22 protein-coding genes and 1 pseudogene are annotated in these 22,755 nt (G+C 75.2%); 10 read left to right on the plus strand and 13 right to left on the minus strand.

The window, feature by feature from the left end; all coding sequences use genetic code 11:
* Positions 1-37 precede the first annotated feature (37 nt).
* Entirely contained in the window at positions 38-484 is a 447-nt protein-coding gene (locus C0216_RS19810) for an Lrp/AsnC family transcriptional regulator (RefSeq protein WP_114056578.1), read from the plus strand.
* On the opposite strand, the gene C0216_RS19815 is transcribed toward C0216_RS19810, so the two are convergent.
* From C0216_RS19815 to C0216_RS19825, 3 genes are all read right to left on the minus strand, one after another.
* The gene (locus tag C0216_RS19815) at positions 474-3,485 is read right to left on the minus strand and encodes an AAA family ATPase (RefSeq protein ID WP_114056579.1); all 3,012 of its coding nucleotides are present in this window, start codon (positions 3,483-3,485) and stop codon (positions 474-476) included. The two genes, C0216_RS19810 and C0216_RS19815, sit on opposite strands and share 11 nt — an antisense overlap.
* Entirely contained in the window at positions 3,482-4,648 is a 1,167-nt protein-coding gene (locus C0216_RS19820; RefSeq protein ID WP_114056580.1) for an exonuclease SbcCD subunit D, read from the minus strand. Before C0216_RS19820 ends, C0216_RS19815 begins: the two co-directional genes overlap by 4 nt.
* Positions 4,649-4,860: 212 nt before the next feature.
* Entirely contained in the window at positions 4,861-5,487 is a 627-nt protein-coding gene (locus tag C0216_RS19825) for a YigZ family protein (RefSeq protein ID WP_114056581.1), read from the minus strand.
* 146 nt (positions 5,488-5,633) lie between these two features.
* On the opposite strand from C0216_RS19825, the gene C0216_RS19830 reads away from it, so the two are divergent.
* Positions 5,634-6,044, plus strand: a complete 411-nt coding sequence (locus C0216_RS19830; protein WP_114056582.1) for a CoA-binding protein — start codon at positions 5,634-5,636, stop codon at positions 6,042-6,044.
* A 10-nt stretch (positions 6,045-6,054) separates the two neighbouring features.
* Here the strand turns inward: C0216_RS19830 and C0216_RS19835 are convergent, their stop codons facing one another.
* On the minus strand, positions 6,055-6,633 hold the full coding sequence (locus C0216_RS19835) for a helix-turn-helix domain-containing protein (RefSeq protein WP_114056583.1): 579 nt from the start codon (positions 6,631-6,633) through the stop codon (positions 6,055-6,057).
* 108 nt (positions 6,634-6,741) lie between these two features.
* Here C0216_RS19835 and C0216_RS19840 point away from each other — a divergent pair, with 108 nt between their 5' ends.
* Positions 6,742-7,608, plus strand: a complete 867-nt coding sequence (locus C0216_RS19840; RefSeq protein ID WP_114056584.1) for a DMT family transporter — start codon at positions 6,742-6,744, stop codon at positions 7,606-7,608.
* A 7-nt stretch (positions 7,609-7,615) separates the two neighbouring features.
* Here the strand turns inward: C0216_RS19840 and C0216_RS19845 are convergent, their stop codons facing one another.
* Complete coding sequence (locus C0216_RS19845) at positions 7,616-8,398, minus strand: acyltransferase (protein WP_114058795.1); 783 nt, start codon at positions 8,396-8,398, stop codon at positions 7,616-7,618.
* 162 nt (positions 8,399-8,560) lie between these two features.
* On the opposite strand from C0216_RS19845, the gene C0216_RS19850 reads away from it, so the two are divergent.
* Positions 8,561-9,118: a gamma carbonic anhydrase family protein gene (locus tag C0216_RS19850; RefSeq protein ID WP_114056585.1), complete on the plus strand. Its 558-nt coding sequence runs from the start codon at positions 8,561-8,563 to the stop codon at positions 9,116-9,118.
* A gap of 56 nt (positions 9,119-9,174) precedes the next feature.
* Here C0216_RS19850 and C0216_RS19855 read toward each other — a convergent pair whose 3' ends face one another.
* From C0216_RS19855 to C0216_RS19870, 4 genes are all read right to left on the minus strand, one after another.
* A complete protein-coding gene (locus C0216_RS19855) occupies positions 9,175-9,846 on the minus strand; it encodes a DedA family protein (protein WP_114056586.1) in 672 nt (223 codons plus the stop codon).
* 58 nt (positions 9,847-9,904) lie between these two features.
* Positions 9,905-12,430 carry a beta-glucosidase gene (locus tag C0216_RS19860; RefSeq protein ID WP_114056587.1) on the minus strand — a complete coding sequence of 842 codons (2,526 nt, stop codon included), beginning with the start codon at positions 12,428-12,430 and terminating at the stop codon, positions 9,905-9,907.
* Between the two features lie 132 nt (positions 12,431-12,562).
* Positions 12,563-12,772 (minus strand): type II toxin-antitoxin system VapB family antitoxin, encoded by a 210-nt coding sequence (locus C0216_RS19865; protein WP_114056588.1) that lies wholly within the window; start codon positions 12,770-12,772, stop codon positions 12,563-12,565.
* Between the two features lie 145 nt (positions 12,773-12,917).
* Positions 12,918-13,370, minus strand: a complete 453-nt coding sequence (locus C0216_RS19870; protein WP_174250426.1) for a DUF4442 domain-containing protein — start codon at positions 13,368-13,370, stop codon at positions 12,918-12,920.
* A gap of 97 nt (positions 13,371-13,467) precedes the next feature.
* Here C0216_RS19870 and C0216_RS19875 point away from each other — a divergent pair, with 97 nt between their 5' ends.
* The 3 genes from C0216_RS19875 to C0216_RS19885 all read left to right on the plus strand — a co-directional run bounded on the left by C0216_RS19875 (position 13,468) and on the right by C0216_RS19885 (position 16,616).
* A complete protein-coding gene (locus C0216_RS19875) occupies positions 13,468-14,505 on the plus strand; it encodes a hypothetical protein (RefSeq protein WP_114056590.1) in 1,038 nt (345 codons plus the stop codon).
* 134 nt (positions 14,506-14,639) lie between these two features.
* Positions 14,640-15,965 (plus strand): MFS transporter, encoded by a 1,326-nt coding sequence (locus tag C0216_RS19880; RefSeq protein ID WP_114056591.1) that lies wholly within the window; start codon positions 14,640-14,642, stop codon positions 15,963-15,965.
* Between the two features lie 162 nt (positions 15,966-16,127).
* Positions 16,128-16,616: a GNAT family N-acetyltransferase gene (locus tag C0216_RS19885; RefSeq protein ID WP_114056592.1), complete on the plus strand. Its 489-nt coding sequence runs from the start codon at positions 16,128-16,130 to the stop codon at positions 16,614-16,616.
* A gap of 40 nt (positions 16,617-16,656) precedes the next feature.
* Here C0216_RS19885 and C0216_RS19890 read toward each other — a convergent pair whose 3' ends face one another.
* The gene (locus tag C0216_RS19890) at positions 16,657-17,124 is read right to left on the minus strand and encodes a hypothetical protein (protein WP_114058796.1); all 468 of its coding nucleotides are present in this window, start codon (positions 17,122-17,124) and stop codon (positions 16,657-16,659) included.
* A 22-nt stretch (positions 17,125-17,146) separates the two neighbouring features.
* Here C0216_RS19890 and C0216_RS33915 point away from each other — a divergent pair.
* A pseudogene (locus tag C0216_RS33915) lies at positions 17,147-17,555 on the plus strand (IS5/IS1182 family transposase); the annotation flags it as partial.
* A 26-nt stretch (positions 17,556-17,581) separates the two neighbouring features.
* On the opposite strand, the gene C0216_RS19900 reads toward C0216_RS33915, so the two are convergent.
* From C0216_RS19900 to tuf, 3 genes are all read right to left on the minus strand, one after another.
* Positions 17,582-18,373 (minus strand): spermidine synthase, encoded by a 792-nt coding sequence (locus C0216_RS19900; protein WP_114058797.1) that lies wholly within the window; start codon positions 18,371-18,373, stop codon positions 17,582-17,584.
* 122 nt (positions 18,374-18,495) lie between these two features.
* Positions 18,496-19,371, minus strand: a complete 876-nt coding sequence (locus C0216_RS19905; RefSeq protein WP_114056593.1) for a patatin-like phospholipase family protein — start codon at positions 19,369-19,371, stop codon at positions 18,496-18,498.
* Between the two features lie 127 nt (positions 19,372-19,498).
* Positions 19,499-20,680, minus strand: coding sequence for an elongation factor Tu (gene tuf, locus C0216_RS19910; protein ID WP_114056594.1), 1,182 nt, complete (start codon positions 20,678-20,680; stop codon positions 19,499-19,501).
* 402 nt (positions 20,681-21,082) lie between these two features.
* Here tuf and C0216_RS19915 point away from each other — a divergent pair, with 402 nt between their 5' ends.
* Together C0216_RS19915 and C0216_RS19920 are read left to right on the plus strand one after the other, a co-directional pair.
* Positions 21,083-21,808, plus strand: coding sequence for a TVP38/TMEM64 family protein (locus C0216_RS19915; RefSeq protein WP_114056595.1), 726 nt, complete (start codon positions 21,083-21,085; stop codon positions 21,806-21,808).
* Between the two features lie 56 nt (positions 21,809-21,864).
* Positions 21,865-22,737 (plus strand): undecaprenyl-diphosphate phosphatase, encoded by an 873-nt coding sequence (locus C0216_RS19920; RefSeq protein WP_114056596.1) that lies wholly within the window; start codon positions 21,865-21,867, stop codon positions 22,735-22,737.
* The last annotated feature ends 18 nt before the right edge of the window (positions 22,738-22,755 follow it).

A 22,755-nucleotide genomic window follows, 5' to 3' on the forward strand; every position in this document is an offset into this window, starting at 1 on the left:
CTTGTTGCGCCGTGGATTCCCCTGCTACATCTGCCTCATGACCGAGTATTCCCCCGACGCCACGGACTGGCGCATCCTCGCGGCCCTCCAGGAGGACGGGCGCGCCAGTTACGCCGAGCTCGCCCGGGCGGTGTCCATGTCCGCGAGCGCCGTCACCGAGCGGGTGCGCCGCCTGGAGGAGGCCGGGGTGATCACCGGGTACACGGCCGTGGTGGACCCGGAGAAGCTGGGGAAGTCCATCCTCGCGCTGGTCCGGCTGCGCTACCCGCACGGCAACTACAAGCCGTTCCACGACCTGCTGGAGGCCACCCCCGAGATCCTGGAGGCGCACCATGTCACGGGCGACGACTGCTTCGTCCTGAAGGTGACCGCCCGCTCCATGGGACACCTGGAGGAGGTGGCGGGCCGGATCTCCGGGCTCGGCTCGGTCACGACCAGCGTCGTCTACTCCTCGCCGCTGCCGCGCCGCCCGCTCAGTCCGTGAGGCCCGCGGTGTGGTGGCGGACCACCGAGCCGCCGCGCTGTTTGACGACCTCCAGCTGCGCCTGGACACGGGTGCGCAGGTCGGCGACGTGGCTGACGATGCCGACGCTGCGGTCGCGTTCGCGCAGCGAGTCCAGGACGTCGAGGACCTCGTCGAGGGCCTGGTCGTCGAGGCTGCCGAAGCCCTCGTCGATGAAGAGGGTGTCCAGGCGTACGCCGCCCGCCTCGTCGGTGACGACGTCGGCCAGTCCGAGGGCGAGGGCGAGGGAGGCGAAGAAGGTCTCGCCGCCCGACAGGGTGGCGGTGTCGCGTTCGCGGCCGGTCCAGGCGTCCACGACGTGGAGGCCCAGGCCGGAGCGGCCGCGTCCGCTCGCCTTCGCGTCGGAGTGGACGAGGGTGTAGCGGCCGCCCGACATGCGCAGCAGCCGCACCGACGCGGCGGCTGCGACCTGCTCCAGGCGTGCGGCCAGGACGTACGCCTCCAGCCGCATCCTCCGCTCGTTGTCCGCGGAGGTGCCCGCGGTCAGCCCGGCGAGCCGGGCCACCCGCTCGTACGCCTCCCGCAGCGGGCCGAGGGCGCGCAGTTCGAGGTCGGCCTGGCGGGAGAGCCGGTCCAGTTCGGCGCACCGCACGCGGGCGGCGTCGTAGGCGGACGCGGCGGTGCGCAGCCGGGCTGCGGCCCGCTCTGCCTCCGCCTCGGCTCCGGCGGGGTCGGCCGGCGGGAGGGCGGCCGCGGCGGCGGTGTCGCTTTCGGCGCACCGGTCGGCGAGCGTGGCCTCCTCGGCCTGCCAGGCGTCGAGCCGGTGCCGGAGGGCGGTGCGCTCGTGGTCCGGGAGGACGGCGGCGGCCGCCTCGGCGACGGTGTCGAAGCCGGCCTTGAAGGCGGCGTCGGCGGCCTGGCCGTCGGCCTCCTTCAGCCGGGCGGCGGCCGCCTCGGACCGGCGCAGCGCCGCCGCGGCCGAGGTGACCATGCGGACCCGGTCCTCCAGGAGCCCGGCGCGGGCCGCGACGGTGGGGGCGTCGCCCCGTACGAGGGTCAGTTCGGCTTCGAGGGCGGCGTGTTCGCGGTCGAGGGCCTCGCGCCGGGAGGCCCGGGCGGCGGCGCGGCGTTCCGCTTCGAGCCGGTCGGCGGCGCGCGCGGTGTGCTCGCGGTCGGCGCGGTCCAGCTGCTCGCGGGCCGTGTGGAGTCCCGCGGCGGCGGCCTGGGCGGCGGCGTGCCGGGAGCCGAGGTCCCGGGTGAGGGCGAGGAGTTCGGCGGTGGTGGCGTCCCCGGCGGCGGCCGCTGCCTCCGCACGGGCCTGCAGGACGGCGGCGCGCTCCCGTTCCAAGGCGGCGCGGTGCTCCTCGGCCTGCTCGTGGCGGGTGTGGGCGGCGTCCTCGGCGGCCCGGTCCACGTGCCCGGGGGCAGGGCGGGCGGGTGCGGGGTGCTCGGCCGAACCGCAGACGGTGCAGGGCTCGCCCGCGACGAGCGCGCCGGCGAGTTCGGCGGCGATGCCGCGCAGCCGGGCCTCCTTGAGCTCCAGCCAGCGTTCGCGGGCGGCGGCGGCCTCCTCGCGCGCCGTGAGGAGGCCGGCTTCGGTGCGCCGGGCCTCCTCGTCGAGGGCGTCGCGGCGCCGGGCGGCGTTCAGGTGCAGCCGGGCGGGCTCCAGCCGGCCGGCGAGCTGCTCGGCGAGGGTGGCGGCCTGCTGTGCGGCGTCGACGCGGGCGGCCAGGGCGGTACGGGTCTCCTCCCAGCGGTCGAGCCACTCGGCGGATTCGCGCAGCTGCTCCTCGGCGGCGCGGGCCTCGCGCTCCAGGACGGCCCGTTCGCGGGCGGTCTCAGCGCAGCGCTGCTCGGCGCGGCGGGCGGCGCCCAGTGCCCCGAGGTCCTCGCGGAGCCGCTGCTCGACGGCGGCGAGCTGTTCGGCGCCTGCCCCGGCGAGGGAGGCGGGGAGTTCGGCGCGGGCGGCGGCCTCGGCTGCGGCGGCAGCCCGGCAGGCCGCGGCGGCGGCCTCGCGCAGGTCGAGCGCGGGGGCGACCCGGGCAGCGCGGTCGGCCCGGTCGAGGAGGTCGCGGACGCGCTGCCGTTCGGGTGCGGCCTGTTCCAGCAGGGCGGCGCGGCGGGCCGTCTCGGCGTGCCGGCGCTGGAGCCGGTCGAGTTCGCGGGCGTCCTCGGCGGCCCGGCGGGCGGCGGCGTGCCGGCCCTCCACCGCGGCCAAGGCGTATTCGGCGACGGCGAGGCGCTCGCGGGCGGAGCAGCGGGCGACGGCGGCCCAGGCGCGGACGGCCTCGGCGAGGCCCGGGTCGCCGGGGTGCAGCGCGGGCAGCGGCCGGGCGCGCAGGTCGGCGCAGTCGCCGGCGGCCTGGGCGATCCGCTGGGCGGTGCCGAGGACCTTCTCGTCGCCGGCGCGGACCTGGGCCTCGGCGGCGCGGCGGCGCTCGGCGAGCAGGGTTTCGACGGCGGCGAAGCGGCGGGTGTCGAAGAGCCGGCCGAGGAGGCGGCCGCGCGCGTTCTCGTCGGCGCGCAGGAACCTGGCGAACTCGCCCTGCGGGAGGAGGACGACCTGGCAGAACTGCTCGCGGCTCATGCCGAGGAGCTGCTCGACCTCCTCGCCGATCTCCTGGTGGGACCTGCTCAGCCCGGTCCACTGCCGGCCGTCGTACTCGCGCAGCAGGCTCTGCGCCTTGTCCCGGGTGGTGCCGGTGCCGCGCTTCTTCGGCCGGTCCTGCTCGGGGCGCCGGGTGATCTCCAGGCGGCGGCCGCCGGCGGTGAACTCCAGGGTGACCTCGGTGGGGGTGCCGGGTTCGGCGTGGTCGCTGCGCAGGGTGGTGCCGGGGGCCTGGCGGGCGCCGGGCACGGCCCCGTAGAGGGCGTAGCAGACGGCGTCCAGGATGGAGGTCTTGCCGGCTCCGGTCGGTCCGTGCAGCAGGAAGATGCCCGCGCCGGACAGGGCGTCGAAGTCGACTTCCTGGGGTGCGGCGAACGGCCCGAAGGCGGTGATCCGGAGCTGGTGCAGCCTCACCGGCGGGCCTCCTGACCGTCGGCGGCCGCTGCCCGGACGTCCTCGAAGGCGTCGTGCAGGACGGCGCGCTCCGCGTCGTCGGGGGCGCCGCCGCGGACGTGGGCGACGAAGTCCTCGGCGATCTCCTGGTCGGTGCGGCCGCGCAGGCGCTGGGCGTAGGTGGCGCCGCTGTCGTCCTCGCGGCCCTCGGGGTCGAAGGCGAGGCTGAGGGTGTGCGGGAAGCGGGCGGCGAGTCGGGCCATGGGGTCGTCGGGGCGGACGGGGTCGGTGAGGACGGCCTCGACCCAGGAGTGCTCGTGCACGGTGTGCGCGGGGTCGTCCAGGAGGTCGTCGAGCCGTCCTCGGAGCCGGGCCAGGGACCGGGGCACGGGGGTGTCGATGCGCTCGGCGGTGATCTCGCCCCCGGGGCCGAGGTCGACGAGCCAGGTGCTCTTGCGGTGGGCGGCCTCGGAGAAGGAGTAGGCGAGGGGGGAACCGGAGTAGCGGACCCGGTCGCTGATGGTCTGGCAGCCGTGCAGGTGGCCGAGGGCCGCGTATTCGACCCCGTCGAAGACGGAGGCCGGGACGGCCTCGACGCCGCCGACGGCGATGTCGCGTTCGCTGTCGCTGGCCTGCCCGCCGGTGACGAAGGCGTGCGCGAGGACGACGGAGCGGGTGCCGGCGGGCCGCCCGGCGAGGTCGGCGCGGACGCGGTCCATGGCCGCGCCGAGGACGGCCTCGTGGCCCGCCTTCGCGGCGCCGACGGTGTCCTTGACGAGGGCCGGCTCCAGGTAGGGCAGCCCGTAGACGGCGACGTCGCCGTGCTCGTCGGCCAGGAGGACGGGGTCGGCGCAGCCCTCGGGGTCGGTCCTGAGGTGGATTCCGGCCCGGCCGATGAGTCCGGCGCCGACGCCGAGGCGGCGGGCGGAGTCGTGGTTGCCGGAGATCATGACGGTGGGCACGCCGAGGCCGGCGAGCCGGTGCAGGGCGCGGTCGAACAGCTCGACGGCAGGCAGCGGGGGCACGGCCCGGTCGTAGACATCGCCGGCGACGAGGACGGCGTCGACGCGGTGCTCTCGGACGGTGTCGACGAGGTGGTCGATGAAGCGGCTTTGCGCACCGAGCATGTTGACGCGGTGGAAGGACCGGCCGAGGTGCCAGTCCGAGGTGTGCAGGAGCCTCACTCGGCGGCTCCGCCGGCCGTTGCGCACCGCATGCCCGTCCGTCCCCCTGCGTCGCCTGCTGCCGATGAACCCGTCGGGAACCCGTCCGACGGACCCCTACGCTAACGCCTCGCCCGCGGCCCGCACCGCCGTTCGGGGGCGGTCGGGCAGCACGGTGAGACGAACGTCTCAATCGGGGCGAACCGCCCCCGCGGGCTCCGCGGGGTCCGGTGTCAGGCGGAGTACGTCTCCCCGCCGAGGGTGAGCACGGCCGTGCCGGCGGTGCTGTCGGCGAGCCAGGCCTCGAAGGCGGGCAGGTCCGCCTCGGGCAGGGCGACCTCGATCTCGACGGCGGCGCCGTAGCGCAGCCCGACGACGGTCCGCCCGGTGGAGCGCAGGTCGTTCTGCGTCCTGCCCGCGCGCTCGTGGCCGACGGTGACGGTGGCCAGCCGGTAGCGGCGGCGGGTGACGGTGCCGAGCGCGTCGAGGGCCTCCCCGACAGCGCCTCCGTAGGCACGGATGAGCCCGCCCGCGCCGAGCTTGACGCCGCCGTAGTAGCGGGTGACGACGGCGACCGCGTACCGGATGTCGCGGCGCATCAGCATCTGGAGCATGGGGACGCCGGCGGTGCCGCCGGGCTCGCCGTCGTCGCTGGCCTTCTGGACGGCGGCGTCGGCGCCGATGACGTACGCGTAGCAGTTGTGCGTGGCGGTGGGGTGCTCGCGGCGGATGCGGGCGACGAAGTCCTGCGCCTCCTGCTCGGTCGCGGCGGGCGCGAGCGAGCAGAGGAAGCGCGAGCGGTTGATCTCGGTCTCGTGCGCGCCCTCCCGGGCCACCGTCGCGTACTGGTCTGACTTCACCGCTCCACCCTAGTCCGTGGCCCCCGGCGGCCCGGGCCCCCGCCCTCGCGCCGGTGCGGCGGGGAATCGGGCGGGCCTCCCGGCCGTTGAGCGGGTGCGGCCGGTCGGCGGCCGTGAGCGGCAGCATCGCAGCAGGAGGCGCACCCGTGTACGGAGACCCGGCAGTCATCCGCAGGATCCTCACCGAGCTCGGCGACACCTGGGCCGTGGTGGGCCTGTCCAACAACACCGACCGGGCCGCCTACGGGGTCGCGCGGGTGCTCAGCCGGTTCGGCAAGCGGGTGGTGCCCGTGCACCCGAAGGCCGAGACCGTGCACGGCGAGCAGGGGTACGCCTCGCTGGCGGAGATCCCGTTCAAGGTGGACGTGGTCGACGTGTTCGTCAACAGCTCCCTGGCGGGGAAGGTCGCCGACGAGGCCGTCGCCGCGGGCGCGGACGCGGTCTGGTTCCAGCTGGGGGTGGTGGACGAGGCCGCGTTCGCCCGGACCCGTGCGGCCGGGCTGGAGATGGTCATGGACCGCTGCCCCGCCATCGAGATCCCCGCGCTGCGCCCCTGAGTCCTGTCCGTCAGGGCCCGGCGACGGGCGGGATGGAGACGGCGAGGGTCATCTCCATCGGTGCGCCGCCCTCGTTGCGGTAGGCGTGGGGGGCGTTCGCCTCGAAGGAGACGGCGCCGCCCGCGGGCACTGCGTACCGCTCGTCGGCGACGACGAGGGTCAGCTCCCCGGCGGTGACGTGGAGCATCTCGAAGGTTCCGGCCGGGTGCGGGTCGGAGTCGGCGGCCTCGCCGGGCTCCAGGCGGTAGCTCCACATCTCGACCGGGCCGCGCCGGTCGTCACCGAGGAGCATGCTGGCGCGGCTGCCCGCCTCGGTGGACCACATGCGTACGCCCTGCCCCGGGAGCACCACGTGCACCTGCGGGGTGCGGTCCCGGTCCAGCAGCGTGGTGATGCTGACCCCGAGGGCGTCGGCGAGCTTGACCGTGGTGCCGACGCTGGGGTTCGTACGGGCCTGCTCGATCTGGATGATCATGCCGCGGCTCACCCCCGCGCGGGCGGCCAGCGCCTCCAGGGTGAAGCCGCGCTCGCCGCGCCAGTACCGGAGGTTGCGGGCGAGGGCCTGGGTGAGCTGTTCGAAGTCCGACACGTTCCGTCCAATATCCTGGATGCCGCAGTCCAACAGGATGAACTATCGTGCGGCGTATCCGACGCTGCACTCCACCGTTCACCGCACTGTACTGCGAGGCACCTCCCCATGACCTCCCTCTTCGCCCTGGCCACAGCCGTGCTGTGGGGACTCGCCGACTTCGGAGGCGGGCTGCTCACCCGACGGCTGCCTGCGCTGACGGTGGTCGTCGCGTCGCAGGTCCTCGCGGTGCTCGCCCTCGGCGCGGTCGTCCTGGGCACCGGCGCCTGGCGGGAGGCCGGCCCGCAGCTGTGGTTCGCGGTCGCCGCCGGACTGGTCGGGCCCGTCGCGATGCTCAGCTTCTACAAGGCGCTCGCGCTCGGCCCGATGGGCGTGGTCTCGCCCCTCGGCTCGCTCGGCGTGGTCGTCCCGGTGGGCGTCGGACTGGCGCTGGGCGAGGAGCCGGGGGCGGGCCAGTTCGCCGGGATCGCCATCGCCGTCGTCGGCATCGTGCTCGCGGGCGGCCCCGAACTGCGCGGTGCGCCGGTGCAGCGCCGGGCGGTGGTGCTGACCCTGGTCGCCGCCTTCGGGTTCGGCGCCGTGATGGCCCTGATCTCACACGCCTCGTCGAACGTCACCGGACTGTTCCTGGCCCTGTTCGTGCAGCGCGTCGTCAACGTGGCCGCCGGCGGCGCCGCCCTGTGGGTGCAGGTGCGGCGCGGCTCGCCCGCGCTCCCGGACGGCACCGGCCTGCGGACGCTGTGGCGGCTGCTGCCCGCGCTCGCCTTCGTCGGGCTCGCCGACGTCGCCGCGAACGGCACCTACTCCGTCGCCGCCCAGAACGGCCCGGTCACCGTCGCCGCCGTGCTGTCCTCGCTGTACCCGGTGGTCACGGCGCTCGCCGCGTACGCCGTGCTCCGGGAGCGGCTGCGCGCGGTCCAGGCGGCCGGCGCCGGGCTCGCCCTCGCAGGAACGGTCCTCCTGGCCGCCGGATAGGTGCCGGCTACCCCGCGGCCGGCTCGGCGGCGGCCGCCTCGGCGGTGCGCTGCTCGGCCTCGGCCAGCTCCGCGAGCGCCCGCAGCTGGTCCGGGGTGACGCCGTCGGGGATCGGCACCGGGGCCGGGGTGCGCAGTGGCGGCTGCCAGCCGGCCTCCTCGGTCCACCGGCGGACGATACGGGCGGGGGCGCCCGCGACCACCGCGTGGTCGGGCACCTCGCCCCGGACGACCGACCCCGCGGCGACGACGACGTTCCGGCCCAGCTTCGCCCCGGGCAGCACCACCGCGCCGGTGCCGAGCCAGCAGCCGGGGCCGATCTCGACGGGCGCGCTGCGCGGCCACTGCCGGCCGACCGGCTCGTTCGGGTCGTCGTAGCTGTGGTTCGTTGAGGTGATGTACACCCCGGGCCCGCAGAACGTGTCGTTCCCGATGGTGATGCGGCTGTCGGCTATGACGTGAGTGTCCCGGCCGAGCACCACGCCGTCGCCGATGACGAGGACGGGCTCCGCGCCCAGGTCGAGGCCGGGCAGCATCCCGGCGGTGAGCGTCACCTGTTCGGCGACGATGCAGTGGCCCCCCAGCCGGATCCACGGTTCGCCGAAGACGGTGCCCTGGGGGAACGCGAGCCGCGTGCCGTGCCCGATCGCCCCGAAGCGGAGCCGTCCCGGGGTCTGCGCGGTGACGGCGCCGGCCTGCTGCATCCAGCGCCAGGCGGCGTGCGCCGCGCGGCCGGCGAGGCGGCGGCGCAGGGCGGTCAGCGATGAGAACGTGTTCTGGTTCTTCGGCACCGGGTCACCGTAGCGTGCCCGGTGCCCCGGCCGCGCCGTGATCTTCACCCCATCGCAGGCCGGAAGGCGGCCATGGCCTACGGTGCCCCTGGCGCGACACGCAGGATCCACCGGGCGCGCCGCCCGCGGGCGGCCGCACCTCCCAGGACTGAGGAAGAGAACATGGCGGAACACGCGGACCACACCCCGGCCGGGGCACTCGTCGCGGGCGTCGGGGGCAGGAGCCCGCAGATCGCCCCCGGCGCCTTCACGGCGCCGACCTCGGTCGTGGTCGGCGACGTCGCGCTGGGGCCGGGCGCGAGCGTCTGGTACTCGGCGGTGCTGCGCGCCGACTGCGGCCCGATCGTCCTCGGCGCCGACAGCAACGTGCAGGACAACTGCACGCTGCACGTGGACCCCGGCTTCCCGGTGACCGTCGGCGAGCGCGTCTCGATCGGCCACAACGCGGTCGTGCACGGCTGCACCGTCGAGGACGACTGCCTGATCGGCATGGGCGCGACCGTCCTGAACGGCGCGGTCATCGGCGCCGGCTCGCTGGTCGCCGCGCAGGCGCTGGTGCCGCAGGGCATGGTGGTCCCGCCGGGCTCGCTCGTCGCGGGCGTCCCCGCGAAGGTGCGGCGGGAGCTGACCGACGAGGAGCGCGAGGGCATCCGGCTCAACGCCGCGATGTACCGCGAGCTCGCGGAACAGCACCGCGCCTCGGTCGTCCCGCACGCCTGATCCGCGCCGGAACCCGGCGGGCCCGCCCGGCCCGCCGGCTCCGCCCGCGGCCGGCGTCAGCCGCGGGCGGCGGCAGGCTCGGCCCGCGCGGGCTCCTCGGGCGCCTCCGGCGCCGGAGCCTGGGCGGCCGCCTTCGCTGCGCGCCGCCTGATGACGATCATCGAGGTGAGGCCGACCAGCACCGCGAGCACGAGGCCCAGCCAGGAGAACCGCTTCAGCCAGGCCTCGGCCACGATGCCGACGTAGTAGATGACGGCCGTGGTGCCGCCCGCCCACAGGATGCCGCCGAAGACGTTGGCGATCAGGAACTTCCAGTACGGCATGTGCAGCACGCCGGCCAGCGGCCCGGCGAAGATCCGCAGCAGGGCCACGAAGCGGCCGAAGAAGACGGCCCACATGCCCCACTTCTGGAAGGAGCGCTCCGCCAGGGCGACCTGCGCCGGCCCGAAGTGCTTCGGGAACCGCTTCCCGAGCCGTTCCAGCAGCGGCTTGCCCCCGCGCCGGCCGATCGCGTAGCCGATCGAGTCGCCGACGATCGCCCCGGTCGTGGCGCAGACGCCCAGCACCAGCGGGTCGATCTCCCCGTGCTGCGAGGCGAGCAGCGCCGAGCTGACGAGGATGATCTCCCCCGGCAGCGGGATGCCGAGGCTTTCCAGGCCGATGACCACTCCGACCAGGAGATAGATGGCCACCGCCGGAATCTGCTCCAGCCATTCCTGGATGTGCACCGGTGCGTCCTCCTGATTGCGTACCGGCGCGTCCCCGGTGACGCGCCGAACGGGCAGCCTATCCGCTCCGGACGACCGCCCCCGCCCGCAGCGGCAGGTCGCGCGAGGAGCGGCCCGCGAAGACCTCCCGCCGGCCCGTGCCCAGGACCCAGCCGTGCTTCTCCGGATCCCAGCAGGACAGGGCCCGCACGTCCACGCCGACGGCGACCCGCTCGGACTGCCCCGGCCCCAGCGTGAGGCGCCGGTAGCCGGCCAGGGCCCGCAGGGGCTGTTCGAGCGCGAGCCGGGGCGAGGGGCCGACGTACACCTGGGCCACTTCGGTGCCTTTGCGGCGGCCGGTGTTGCGGACGGTGAACTCCACGCGCAGCCCGCCGCCCTCGGGCCGGACCGCGAGGTCCGCGTACTCCCAGGAGGTGTACGACAGCCCGTGCCCGAAGGGGAACAGCGGCGCCACCCGCTGCGCGTCGTACCAGCGGTGGCCGGTGTGGACGCCCTCGGTGTACTCCTCGCGCCCGCCCGGCCCCGGGCCCTGCGGGGACCCGGCCGCCGGGGTGCGGCGCCCGTCGGCCGGGAAGGTCTGGGTGAGCCGCCCGCCCGGGTCGGTGTCGCCGAAGAGGACGGACGCGGCGGCCTCCGCGCCCTCCTGGCCGGGGTGGTACATCTGGAGGACCGCGCCGGTGCGGGCCAGCCACGGCATGGCCGTGGCCGAGGGCGTGTTGAGCACGACGGCGGTGCGCGGGTTCGCCGCGGCGACGGCCTCGATCAGGGCGGCCTGTCCGCCGGGCAGGCCCAGCGAGGCCCGGTCCGCGCCGTCGGCGGTCTCCTCGTGGGCGAACACGACGACGCTGCGGGCGGACTTCGCGACCCGTACGGCCTCGGCCACGTCCGCGGCCCTCGTCGCGCCCGTGGTGCGGCGCAGCCGGAAACGCTGCCCGCGGGGGCCGCCCCGGGCGGTGACGGACAGCCGGTGCTCGCCCGCCCGCAGGGAGACGGTGCGGCGGCGGAGGGCGAGCCCGTCGGGTGCGGCGGCCGGCAGCCCGCCCGCATCCTGCTCGGCGGCGCCCTGCCGCAGGGGGAAGAGCTCCTCGCCGTCGAGGCGGACGGTCGGCCGCTCGCCCGAGTAGTGGACGAGGAGGGTCCAGTCGTCGTCTGCGGTGAGCGTGAAGCGGCCTTCGTGGCTCCAGGTGCGCCCCGCGGCGACCCACCGGTCGTCGAGGGCTGCGGGCGGGGTCAACAGGTCCGCGGGGAGCGGTCGGCCGTGGATGTCCTCGCCGGCGGCGTGGACCACCGAGGCGCCGTTCCCGGCGCGCCGGGCGAGGGCGGAGAGCGGGGAGGCGGCCGCGGGGGTGCCGCCTGCCGCACCGGCGGACGGCATCCGGGCGGTGGGGCCGATGACGGCGAGGGAGCGGGCAGCGGCTCCGGACAGCGGCAGGGTGCCGCGTTCGTTGCGGAGCAGCACGGCGCCTGCGGTGGCGACGCGGCGGGCGAGCCGCGCCCCGGCGGCCGCGTCGCGGGCGGGCCGGGCGGCGGATCGGCCGTCGAGGCGGCCGAACCGGTCCATCACGGTCAGGATGCGGCGCACCGCCTGGTCGACGGAGGCCTCGGCGACGGTGCCGGCGCGGACGGCCTCCACGAGCGGGGCTCCGAAGCGGGTGCCGCCCGGCATCTCCATGTCGAGGCCGGCGCCGATGGACGCGACGGTGCCGTGGGAGGTGTCCCGGTGGGAGAGCACCCAGCCGCCGAAGCCCCAGCGATCGCGCAGCACGTCCTCCAGGAGGGTCCTGTTCTCGCAGGCGCGGATGCCGTTGACCTTGTGCGGGGCGGCCACGACGGCGCCGGCCCCGGCGGCCGCGGCCGCCTCGAAGCCGCGCAGCGCGCTCTCGTGCAGCGTCCGCTCCCCGGCGACGGCGTCGGCGGTGTGCCGGCCCTGCTCCCGGGAGGAGAGCGCGAAGTGCCGGACGGCGGCGACGACGCCCTCGTCCTGGATGCCGCGGACCACTTCGGCGACCAGGTCGGCCGTCAGCCGCGGGTCTTCGGAGAAGGCCTCGGAGTTGCGGCCGCCGAGGGGGGTGCGGATGAGGCCGGCCGCGGGAGCGAGCAGCACGTCCTGGCCGAGGGCGCGGCCCTCGCGGCCGAGGATGCGGCCGTACTCGCGTGCCAGTGCCGGATCGAAGGCGGAGGCCAGCACGACGGGCGCGGGCAGGGCGGTGGCCGGCCCGGCCGCCCGCACCCCGGCGGGTCCCTCGGCGAACCGCAGCGGCGGAATGCCCAGGCGCGGCACGCCCGGCAGGTGGCCGGCCGGGCCGCGCGCGGCGGGGTCGGGGGCGCCGTGCAGGAGGGCGGTCTTCTCCTCCAGCGTGAGCCGCTCCAGCAGCGCCTCGACCCGGGCGGCGCTGCCCGGCCGCCCGGCCCCGGCGGCGGCGCCTGCGCCCGCCGCCGGGGCGGGGGCGGTACGGGTGCCCGTACGGGCGGTGGCGCCGGGAGGCAGCGGGGCTCCGCAGCCGCCCGCGCCGAGCGCCGCGCCTGCCGCACCGAGGGCGCCGAGCAGCCGCACCGCCGAACGCCGGGAGAGGGCCCCGCTCATGACACGGCCTCGCTCATGGTGCTCCCTGCGGCTCCGGTCGGCGGGAGCGGCCCGCGCCGGACCGCTCCCGGGGCCACTGTGGCGCCGCAGGGGCGGCGGGCCGGGCGGGACGCGCAGGGGCGGGGCGGAGTTTCAGCCCTGCGGCGGCTGCACCAGGGGGTCGGGGGTGCGCCGCGGCTCGTCCTGCGCCTGCACGCGCGCCTCGGTGCGGTGCCCGCGGGCGATGTAGTCGCGTACGACGGCCTCGACCGCGTCCTGAGGTGAGGCGACCCCGGCGAGGACCATCACCTCCACCACGAGTTCCGCGTCGAGGCTGATGTCGATCCTGGCTCTGCCTGCCATGGGGGCTCTCCTGTCGTCGGTGTCCGCGGCGCCTCGGCCGGGGCCCGGGCGGGCTCGGGCGGCCAGGCCCGGCCGGGACCCGGCAAACGCGAGTGGGGCCGCGCCCGGCAGGCGCGGCCCCACTCATTCCCCCTGGGAGGTGTGGTCATGCGTTGGGGCGCAGGGTCCACACGACGGTCATCTCCCCGGTCACGGCCTCGTCCTCGCGCTGGATGGCGATGGTGACAGGGAACTCGGGGCGGCCTCCGGCGTCGAGCTCGGCGACGACGTCGGCGGCGGGGCGGCCCAGCGTGGCGGTGGCGGTGACGACGCCCTTGGCGAGCTTCCTGTAGGCGATCTCGGCCTTCACCGCGAGGGGCACGGCGCGCGAGAGCTGGTCGCCGAACGCGGCGAGCACGATGGCGCCGCTGGCGGACTCGGCCAGGGTGAACATGGCGCCGGCGTGCGGGCCGCCCACGTGGTTGTGGTAGTCGGGCTGGTCCGGCAGCCGGACGACCGCGCGCTCCGGGGTGGTCTCCAGGAACTGGAGGTTCAGGGTCTTGGCCATGGGCACGGTCGCGGCGAGCAGTTCGCCCACGTTCATCTGGTCTGCGCTCATGGGCGGCGATGTTACCCACGAGTAGACCTGCTTGACCAGACCTCTTGCCGGGGGCGGCCGTTCCCGGTGACGGCGCCTCCCACTATCGTTGTCGGCCATGTGGCCAGGACAGCAGCAGCCGCCCGGGGGACAGCCCAACCCTCAGGACGCGCAACAGAACCCGTACCAGCAGCCGCCGGGACAGCAGCCGAACCCGTATCAGCAGCAGCCCGGATACGGATACCCGCAGGCGGGATACCAGGCGCCGGGCCAGCCCGGGCAGCCGGCACAGCCGTGGACTCAGCCCCAGCAGGCCGTTCCGGGGCCCCCGAGCGGCGGAGGCGGCGGCCTCTCCACCAAGACGGTCGCGATCGTCGCCGCGTCCGCGGTGGTCGTCGCGGCGGCCGCGACGGGGGCGTTCGTCCTCACCCGGGACGACGGGAAGAGCAACGAGGCCGACGGCAAGCCCGCAGCCTCCTCCTCGGCCTCCGCCCCGGCCTCGAGCGAGCCGGCACCGACGGGTGCGAACCCGCGCGGCGGCGGCGACGCCCAGCCGGTGATCCCGGGCTGGAAGGTCGTGGTCAACCCCAAGTACGGCACCGCCTTCGACGTGCCGCCGGAGTGGAACGTCGCGAACCCCGGCGTCATCGCCAGCTTCACCGACGACGTGAAGAACGACGGCAAGCCGATCATCAGCTTCTCCGCACCGGCCTTCCTCAAGGAGGACTGGTGCAAGATCGACTCCGACAAGGACGGCCGCGAGGAGAAGACCGAGCTGGCCGGCACCGGCACCAAGGGCGGCCAGGGCGCCAAGGACACCGCGGAGGCCGTCCGCAACGAGGCCGGGAACTGGGCGTTCGCCGCGTTCGCGCAGAAGGCGCCGAAGGGGACCGTGAAGGTCTCCGACCCCAAGGAGTACACGACCTCCTCGGGCCTCAAGGGCCACATGGCGACCGCGACCGCGCTCGGCGTGCCCAAGGAGAACAAGTGCTCCCGCGACGGCAAGTCCATCGCGTTCAGCTTCAAGACCGCGAACGGCGACTTCTCCAGCTGGATCCTCTTCAGCTCCGTCGGCGTCGAGGGCGAGGTCCCGCAGGAGACGATGGACAAGGTCCTCAGCTCGGTGCGCCTGCACGGCACCGGAACGACGGGCTGATCCCGGCCGGTCCGCCCTGATCCACGCCGATCCGGCCGGTGCCCGCCGCGGGCCCCTGCCGGGCCCGTGCGCGGGGTCCGTCCCGGGCCGGATATCCGTTTGGCATCCCGGCCCGGGACGGGGATAGTCCCAGGGTGAGTTCCCCCGCCACCCATCCCGCCCCGCCCGCACCGGCCCCGCGGCGCCGCAGGCCCGCCTGGGCCGGCCGCAACTACACGCTGCTGACGGGTGCGGCCGTCATCACCAACCTCGGCAGCCACGGAGCGCTCATCGCCTCGGCGTTCGCCGTCCTGGAGGCGGGGGGCTCCGGGGGCGACGTCGGCCTGGTGGCGGCGGCCCGCACCCTGCCGCTGGTGCTGTTCCTCCTGGTCGGCGGCGCCGTCGCCGACCGGCTGCCACGCCACCGGGTGATGGTCGCGGCCAACGCCCTCAACTGCACCTCGCAGGCCGCCTTCGCCGTCCTCGTGCTCACGGGGACGCCGCAGCTGTGGCAGATGATGCTGCTCACCGCGCTCTGCGGCACCGGCACGGCCTTCTTCAACCCGGCCGCCGAGGGCATGCTGCTCTCCAGCGTCTCCGGCGAGCACGCGAACCGCGCGTTCGCCCTGTTCCGGATGGCGATGAACGGCGCCGGCATCGGCGGGGCCGCGCTGGGCGGCGCGATGATCGCCGCGATGGGTCCCGGCTGGGTCCTCGCCGTCGACGCGGCCGCGTTCGCGCTGGCCGGCGCGCTGCGCGCCGCCCTCGACGTCGGCCGCGTCGCCGAACGGGCGCCGGGCGGCGGCCTGCTGGCCGACCTGCGCGAGGGGTGGGTGGAGTTCCGTACCCGGCCCTGGCTGTGGAGCATCGTGCTCCAGTTCTCGGTCGTCGTCGCGGTCGTCGGTGCGGCCGAGGCCGTGTACGGGCCGCTCGTGGCCCGCGACCAGCTGGGCGGCCCCGCCCCCTGGGGCCTGGCGCTCGCCCTGTTCGGGGTGGGCACCCTCGCCGGCGCCGTCCTGATGATGGTGTGGAAGCCGCGCCGGCTGCTGCTGGTGGGCACCCTGTGCGTGTTCCCGCTGGCGCTGCCGTCGGCCGGGCTCGCCGTCCCGCTGCCCGTGTGGGGCCTGTGCGCGGTGATGTTCGTCAGCGGCGCGGCCATCGAGGTGTTCGGCGTGAACTGGATGACGACGATGCACCAGGAGATCCCGGAGGACAAGTTCTCCCGGGTCTCCGCCTACGACTGGTTCGGCTCGGTGTCGATGCTGCCCCTGGCGACGGCCCTGGCGGGACCCGCCGAGGCGGCCTTCGGCCGTACGAACGCGCTGTGGGGCTGCGCCGTCCTGGTCGTGGCGGTCACCGCCGCGGTCCTCGCGGTGCCCGACGTCCGCCGGATGACGCGCCGGCCCTCGCCCCCGAAGGCCGGCGCGCTGCCCGCCCCCGCGCCTGGGGCTGCTGCGGAGCCGGAGACGGTGCACACCTAGGCACGCCTGGGCCACGCTTGGACGCGATGCCGTTGATTGCACCTGAGGTCTGTCCGGCAAAGAATCTTCCGATCGGTGCGGGCGCAGTCTGCCGCGGGCTGCGGAAACGGGTTGGCGCCACGTGGGATCAGCGTGGATGCTGACTGGCCGGAGGTACCCAAGATGATCGATGTTGTACTGAGGCTGTCAGCCCGTGACCTGGTGCATGCGGACCTGGCGTCGTGCGGGTGGGCGGGGTCTGACCACCACTTGGCCGGCGTGGCCCAGCAGTTGGCGCGTGCTCGGGCTGGTGAGGTCGACTACCTGGCAGTCTGCCCTGGGACGGACATCCCTGTGGCAAAGGGCGGTGTCGACTACCAGGCCAAGGAGGGCGTCGGCACGTTGTGGCAGCTGGCAGTCCACCCCGCATTGCAGTCGTGTGGGATCGGCACGTTCCTCGTCGAAGCCGCAGAGCTGCGGATCAAGGACCGCGGTCTGCGGCGGGCCGAGCTGGCTGTGGAGGAAGCCAACCCCCGGGCTCGTGCGCTGTACCAGCGACTGGGCTATGTCGCGTACGACCGCCAGCCGGACTCGTGGGACGAACAAGCCCCCGATGGATCGTTGCGCCGCCACGAAACGATGTGCACGTTGATGCGGAAGGAACTGTCCTGAAGGGGGCATACAAGGATCTTCGACGGGCCGGCAACTGGGGCTATCCCATAACCGCTCGGGCCGCGTCGAGGAACGCCAGCCGGTTGTCCTCCAGGTAGTCCCGCACGCTCTCGCCGTCCGGCAGGCCTTCCCACACCGTTCGGTTGAGGTCCAGGAAGTACGCACGTGCCGCGTCGTGTACGGGCAGGGGGAATTGGATGCGGATGAGCCGTTCTGCGACCCAGAGCCTGTTCATCACGCCCTGGGTCGTGAGGTACCAGGCGTGGGTATCGTCCCATTCGGAAGGTCGGCTGAACGCGGAGCGTTCGGCCTCGGCGGCCACCTCGATGAACCGCTCCAGCAGCGCCAGCCGTTCCGCGCGCCGGGCCTCCGAAAGTGCGCTCAGCTGCCGTTGCTGCTCGGCGCGTTCTGCTGACGACTGAGTCCTGTGCTGGACGAGGTAAGACAGCATGCCGCCGAGTACCACGCCGCCCAAGGATATGAGGGACACCCAGACCTGACCTGACATGGCCGCTATGGTCCCATGCGGTGTGGCTGGTGTGATCACGTCATCGAAGCCGTCCTGGATCGCCCCGTTCACCGGGCTGAGCCCGCACCTGTTCGGGAAGCTGGTGACCGTACTGCCGCGCGAGGGTGCGGACGCGGTCCGCAAGGGCCGACCGTGGAGCCTTCCCCTGGAGGACCGGGGCCTTCTGGTCGCGGCGTACTGGCGCACGAACCGGACTCGTCATCCCGCACCGGCGCGAACGCATCCAGACCGAGCTGCCGGCCTGGAAGGTGGAACACAACGAATCCCACAAGCCGGTCCGCGACCGCGTCGAGCACGTCTTCGCCCGCATGAAGACCTGGAAGATCCTCTGCGACTGCCGCCTCACTGGCGACGGAGTCCACCACGCCATGCTCGGCATCGCCCGCCCACGCAACCTCGTCCTCGCCGGGACGGCCCGGCGCCCTCGCGCCCGCGCTCAGCCGATGCCGAACGCGCCGTCGGGCGGCTCGGGCGAGGCGACGGCGTCCGCGTCGGCGACCGGGAGGGCGCCGCGCACGAACCGCTCCAGCGCGGGCCCGTCCTCCACTCGTGCGGGGAAGGCGTCGGCGGCGCACCGCCGGGCCAGCGCGGCGAGGGGGAGTTCCCGGTCCGAGGCGAGCAGGACGGCGTTGCCGAAGCGGCGGCCGCGCAGGACGCCCGGCTCGGCGACGAGGGCCACCCGGTCGAAGGCGGCGCGGAAGTTGGCCAGCTGGCCGCGGAGGAAGCCGAACGGCGCCCCGTCCGCCAGGTTGGCTGCGTACACCCCGCCGGGCCGCAGGACCCGGGCCGCCCGGCGCGCGTACTCCACGGACGTCAGCTGCGCCGGCACGCGCGAGCCGCCGAACACGTCGGCGACGAGGACGTCCGCGCTGTCCGCGGGCGCCGCGTCCAGCCAGGCCCGCGCGTCGTCGACGTACACCGTCACGCCTGATCCGGCGGGCAGCGGCAGGTGCTCCGCCACCAGCGCGGCCAGCCCGGCGTCGAACTCGACGACGGACTGCCGCGATCCGGGGCGGGTGGCCGCCGCGTAGCGCGGCAGCGTCAGGGCGCCGCCGCCGAGGTGCACCAGGTCCAGCGGGCGGCCCGGATCGGCCGCGCAGTCCAGGACGTGCGCGATGCGGCGGGCGTACTCGAACTCCAGGTGCTCCGGGTCGTCGAGGTCGACGTACGACTGGGGGGCGCCGTCGACGGTCAGCAGCCACGCCCGGTCCCGGTCGACGTCCGGCATCAGCTTGGCGGTGCCCTGCCCCACGGCCCGGACCACCGGGATCTGCTCGTCGCTCACCGCACCATTGTCCGGCAGCCGGGCGGCCGGTACGCCCGGCAGGGGCCGTCTGTCCGCGCCGGGGGTCAGGCGGTCCACACCGCGGCGGCCTCCGCCGCGTGTTCGGCGGCCTGCGCGTGGCCGGCCCGCGCGGCGGGGGCCCGGCGTGCGGGATCGAGGACGTTCCTGCCGATGGCGCGGCGGGCCGCAGCCGACGGGGTGATCAGCAGGACGCGGGCGCCGTCCCGCCGCAGCCCCTCCGCCTGCGAGGCCGGTGAGGGGACCAGCCGGGAGCCGAGGGTGATCGGGGCGAGGATGACGACCCGCTCGTACCCGGCCGCCAGGTCGGCATTGACCGCGGAGCGGATTCCTCCGTCGACGAAGCGCCGCTCCCCCACCGTCACGGGCGGCCAGACGCCGGGCACGGCGCAGCTCGCCGCGACGGCGTCGACCAGCCCGGTCCCGCCGTCCCGGTCGAAGACGGCCGGCTCGCCGGTCAGGGCGTCGACGGCGGTCACGACGAGTCGGCGCTGCCCGGGCCACTCGTGTGAGACGAGCCGCTCCTCGAACACCCGGCGGCGTGCCTCCTCCCTGCCGGTGTCGGCGGCCAGCGCCATGGCCCCGATGCGGCGCCGGTAGGCCGCCGCATCACGGGAGCGGAGCATCGCGGCGGCGTACCGGGCGAGGAGGCCGGCGCCGACCCGGGCCGCTGTCTCGCCTGCCGGGTCGGCGAGCTGGCGTTCGTACAGCTCCCGCGGGGTGAGTCGGCCCGAGGCGAGCTGGGCGCCGACGAGGGAGCCCGCCGAGGTGCCGACGACGAGGTCGGCGCGGGCGAGGTCCACGCCCGCCTCGGCAAGCCCGTACAGGACCCCGCACTCCCAGCCGACGCCGGTGAGCCCGCCGCCGCCCAGCACCAGTGCCGTGCCCCGGTCCGTGCCGTCCGTGCCGTCCGTGCCGCCCATCCTGCGCCCCCTTCGCCTGCGTCCGTGCCGTCGGTCAGGCAGTCTGGCGCATGCCGCCCTCGGCCGGTACGGCGGGGGGCGGCATGCGCCAGGCCGGTACGGCGGGGGGCGGCATGCCCCAGGCCGGTCAGTCGAGGACGGTCGTGACCGTGCCCGCGCCGACGGTCCGACCGCCCTCGCGGACGGCGAAGCCCAGGCCCGCCTCCAGCGGCACGTCCCGCCCGAGCTCGACGGTCATCGCGACCGTCTCCCCGGGCCGGGCGGCTTCGGCCGCGCCCAGGTCCACGGTGCCGACGACGTCGGCGGTGCGGATGTGGAACTGCGGCCGGTACCCCGTCGTCAACGCGGTCCGCCGGCCGCCCTCCCGCGCGGACAGCACGTGCACCTGCGCGGTGAAGCGCCGCCGCGGCTCCACGCTCCCGGGCGCGGCCACCACGTGGCCGCGGCGCACCCCGTCGCGCGGCACACCGCGCAGCAGCAGGGCCGCGCTGTCCCCGGCCTCGGCGGACTCCATCGGCCTGCGGAAGGTCTCCAGGCCGGTGACGACGGTCTCGACGGGCCCGCCGCCGCCGCCGAGGACGGCGACCCGGTCGCCGGCGCGGATCCGCCCGCGCTCGACGGCGCCGGTGACGACCGTGCCTCGGCCGGTGATGGTGAGCACGTTCTCGACGGGCAGCAGGAAGGGCACGTCCGTGTACCGCACGGGCACGGGGACGTAGGTGTCGACCGCGTCGAGCAGCGCCTCGACGGCCCCGGTCCACTTCGGGTCGCCCTCCAGCGCGCGCAGCCCGGAGACCCGTACGACGGGTGCCGTGTCCCCGCCGTAGCCGTGGGCGGTGAGCAGCTCGCGCACTTCGAGCTCGGCGAGGTCGGCGAGTTCCGGGTCGGCGCCGTCCGCCTTGTTCAGGGCGACGACGATGTGGTCGACTCCGACCTGCCGGGCGAGCAGGACGTGCTCGGCGGTCTGCGGCATGACGCCGTCGGGGGCGGAGACGACGAGGATGGCTCCGTCGAGCTGGGCGGCGCCGGTGACCATGTTCTTGACGTAGTCGGCGTGGCCGGGCATGTCGACGTGCGCGTAGTGCCGGGTGTCCGTCTCGTACTCGACGTGGGCGAGGTCGATGGTGATGCCGCGCCGGGCCTCCTCGGGGGCGCGGTCGATGCGGTCGAGGGGCACGAAGGAGGCTCCGCCGCGCCGGGCGAGGACCTTGGTGATGGCGGCGGTGAGGGTGGTCTTTCCGTGGTCGACGTGGCCCATGGTGCCGATGTTGAGGTGCGGCTTGGTGCGTACGAAGGCCGTCTTGGCCATGGTGTCTCTTCCCGTGTCGTTCGCTCTGCGCGCCGCCGGCCGCGGCCGGGACGGGACCCCTGGGCGGGCCGACCCTCCCCCTGCGGGGTCCGCCGGACTGTCCGGGAAGGGTCAGCTTCGTGCGCCGTCGACGGCGGTCTGTGCGCCGAGGGGCGGGAGGGCAGCCTTCGGCGCGTCCGCGACTGCGGACGGCTCTGCGGGGAAGGCGGGCCGGGACATGCCGCGATCCTGCCGGACGGCGGACGCCTCCGTCGAACGAATTTCCCCGCCTCCGAGGCCTGTTGGGCGGGGTGGCCCGCGTTCGGGCGGGCCGCTCGCCGGCCATCTCGCGGCCACCGGGTGTTCGTCCGCATGAGACCCGGATTACGGCGGGGCGCCGCACACGTCGGTTAGTCTCCCCGGATGTCCCTCCTCCTCGCGCCGTGGGCCCGGCTGTCCCTCCTCGTGGTGCTGCTCACCACGGCTGGGGTCGGCGTGCTGGTCTACGAGCCGCAGCGCCTGCTGTCGCAGGGCTGGCCGCCGGGCCTCCCCGTGGGCGCCGCTGCCGTGCTGTTCGCGGTCGCGTACGGGCTCGGCACGGCGGCGCTGGTGCCGCGGCCGCTGCTGAACCTCGCCGCCGGCGCGCTCTTCGGCATCCCCTTCGGGCTGCCCGCGGCCGTGGCCGGCTCGGTGATCGGCGCCGGGATCTCCTTCGGCATGGGGCGGGCGCTGGGGCGGGACGCGCTGCGCCCGCTGATGCGCGGCCGCTGGCTGCTGGCGGCCGACGACCAGTTGGCCCGCCACGGGTTCCGGTCGGTGCTCGCGGTGCGGATCTTCCCGGGCCTGCCGTTCGCGGCCGCCAACTACTGCGCGGCGATGTCGCGCTGCGGCTGGCTGCCGTTCCTGTCCGGGACCGCGCTCGGCGTGGTCCCGAACACGGCCGCGTACGTGGTCGCGGGGGCCAGCGCGGACAGCCCCGACTCCCCCGCGTTCCTGTTCTCGTTCGCGTTCATCGCCGTCTCGGTGGCGGCTGCGGCGGTCGTCGGGTGGCGGGGGAGGCGGCGCCTGGCGGCCCCGGCCGTGCGGGTCGCCGAGGAGCGCGTCCCGGCACCGGCCCCCGTGGTCGGAGCGGGCGTCCGCGGGGCCTAGCATCTGATCCGAACTGTCCGACGAGCACGACGAGAACAAGGACGAGCGACGCCCACATGACCTGGTTCGAATCCCTAATCCTCGGTCTCGTCCAAGGGTTGACGGAGTTCCTGCCGATCTCCTCCAGCGCCCACCTCCGGCTGACCGCCGCGTTCGCCGGCTGGGAGGACCCGGGGGCGGCGTTCACGGCGATCACACAGATCGGCACCGAGGCCGCGGTGCTGATCTACTTCCGCAAGGACATCGTGAAGATCGTCTCCACGTGGTTCCGGTCGCTCTACACGAAGTCGCTCCGCTCGGACCACGACGCCGTGATGGGCTGGCTCGTCATCGTCGGCTCGATTCCGATCGGCGTGCTGGGGCTGACCCTGAAGGACCAGATCGAGGGCCCGTTCCGCGACCTGCGGCTGACGGCGACGACCCTGATCGTCATGGGTGTCGTCCTGGGCATCGCCGACCGGCTCGCGGCCCGTGACGAGGAAGGCGGCCGGCACCGGGCGGTCCGCGAGCGCAAGACGCTGCGGGAGCTCGGGGTCCGGGACGGCCTGATTTTCGGTGTGTGCCAGGCGATGGCCCTGGTGCCGGGCGTCTCCCGGTCCGGCGCGACGATCTCCGGCGGCCTGCTGATGGGGTACACGCGCGAGGCGGCGGCCCGCTACTCCTTCCTCCTCGCGATCCCGGCCGTGCTGGCCTCGGGCGGCATGGAGCTGACGGCCCTGGGCGAGGGGCACGTCGCCTGGGGACAGACGATCTTCGCCACGGTCGTGGCCTTCCTCGTGGGCTACGCGGTGATCGCGTGGTTCATGAAGTTCATCACCACCAAGAGCTTCATGCCGTTCGTGATCTACCGGATCCTGCTCGGCATCGCCCTGTTCGTCCTGATCGGCCTGGGCGTCCTCAGCCCGCACGCCGCCGAGTCGGCGGGCTGACACACCTCGACGATCACC

The sequence above is a fragment of the Streptomyces globosus genome (assembly GCF_003325375.1).
GTDB lineage: Bacteria > Actinomycetota > Actinomycetes > Streptomycetales > Streptomycetaceae > Streptomyces > Streptomyces globosus_A.

Excerpts from the sequence above, each read along its gene's own strand:
- C0216_RS19810 (WP_114056578.1), top strand. The coding sequence starts at position 38 with ATGACCGAGTATTCCCCCGACGCCACGGACTGGCGCATCCTCGCGGCC.
- C0216_RS19840 (WP_114056584.1), top strand. The coding sequence starts at position 6,742 with ATGACCTCCCTCTTCGCCCTGGCCACAGCCGTGCTGTGGGGACTCGCC.
- C0216_RS19850 (WP_114056585.1), top strand. The coding sequence starts at position 8,561 with ATGGCGGAACACGCGGACCACACCCCGGCCGGGGCACTCGTCGCGGGC.
- C0216_RS19860 (WP_114056587.1), bottom strand. The coding sequence starts at position 12,430 with ATGAGCGGGGCCCTCTCCCGGCGTTCGGCGGTGCGGCTGCTCGGCGCC.
- C0216_RS19865 (WP_114056588.1), bottom strand. The coding sequence starts at position 12,772 with ATGGCAGGCAGAGCCAGGATCGACATCAGCCTCGACGCGGAACTCGTG.
- C0216_RS19870 (WP_174250426.1), bottom strand. The coding sequence starts at position 13,370 with ATGAGCGCAGACCAGATGAACGTGGGCGAACTGCTCGCCGCGACCGTG.
- C0216_RS19875 (WP_114056590.1), top strand. The coding sequence starts at position 13,468 with ATGTGGCCAGGACAGCAGCAGCCGCCCGGGGGACAGCCCAACCCTCAG.
- C0216_RS19885 (WP_114056592.1), top strand. The coding sequence starts at position 16,128 with ATGATCGATGTTGTACTGAGGCTGTCAGCCCGTGACCTGGTGCATGCG.
- C0216_RS19890 (WP_114058796.1), bottom strand. The coding sequence starts at position 17,124 with ATGTCAGGTCAGGTCTGGGTGTCCCTCATATCCTTGGGCGGCGTGGTA.
- C0216_RS19900 (WP_114058797.1), bottom strand. The coding sequence starts at position 18,373 with ATGCCGGACGTCGACCGGGACCGGGCGTGGCTGCTGACCGTCGACGGC.
- C0216_RS19905 (WP_114056593.1), bottom strand. The coding sequence starts at position 19,371 with ATGGGCGGCACGGACGGCACGGACGGCACGGACCGGGGCACGGCACTG.
- tuf (WP_114056594.1), bottom strand. The coding sequence starts at position 20,680 with ATGGCCAAGACGGCCTTCGTACGCACCAAGCCGCACCTCAACATCGGC.
- C0216_RS19915 (WP_114056595.1), top strand. The coding sequence starts at position 21,083 with ATGTCCCTCCTCCTCGCGCCGTGGGCCCGGCTGTCCCTCCTCGTGGTG.
- C0216_RS19920 (WP_114056596.1), top strand. The coding sequence starts at position 21,865 with ATGACCTGGTTCGAATCCCTAATCCTCGGTCTCGTCCAAGGGTTGACG.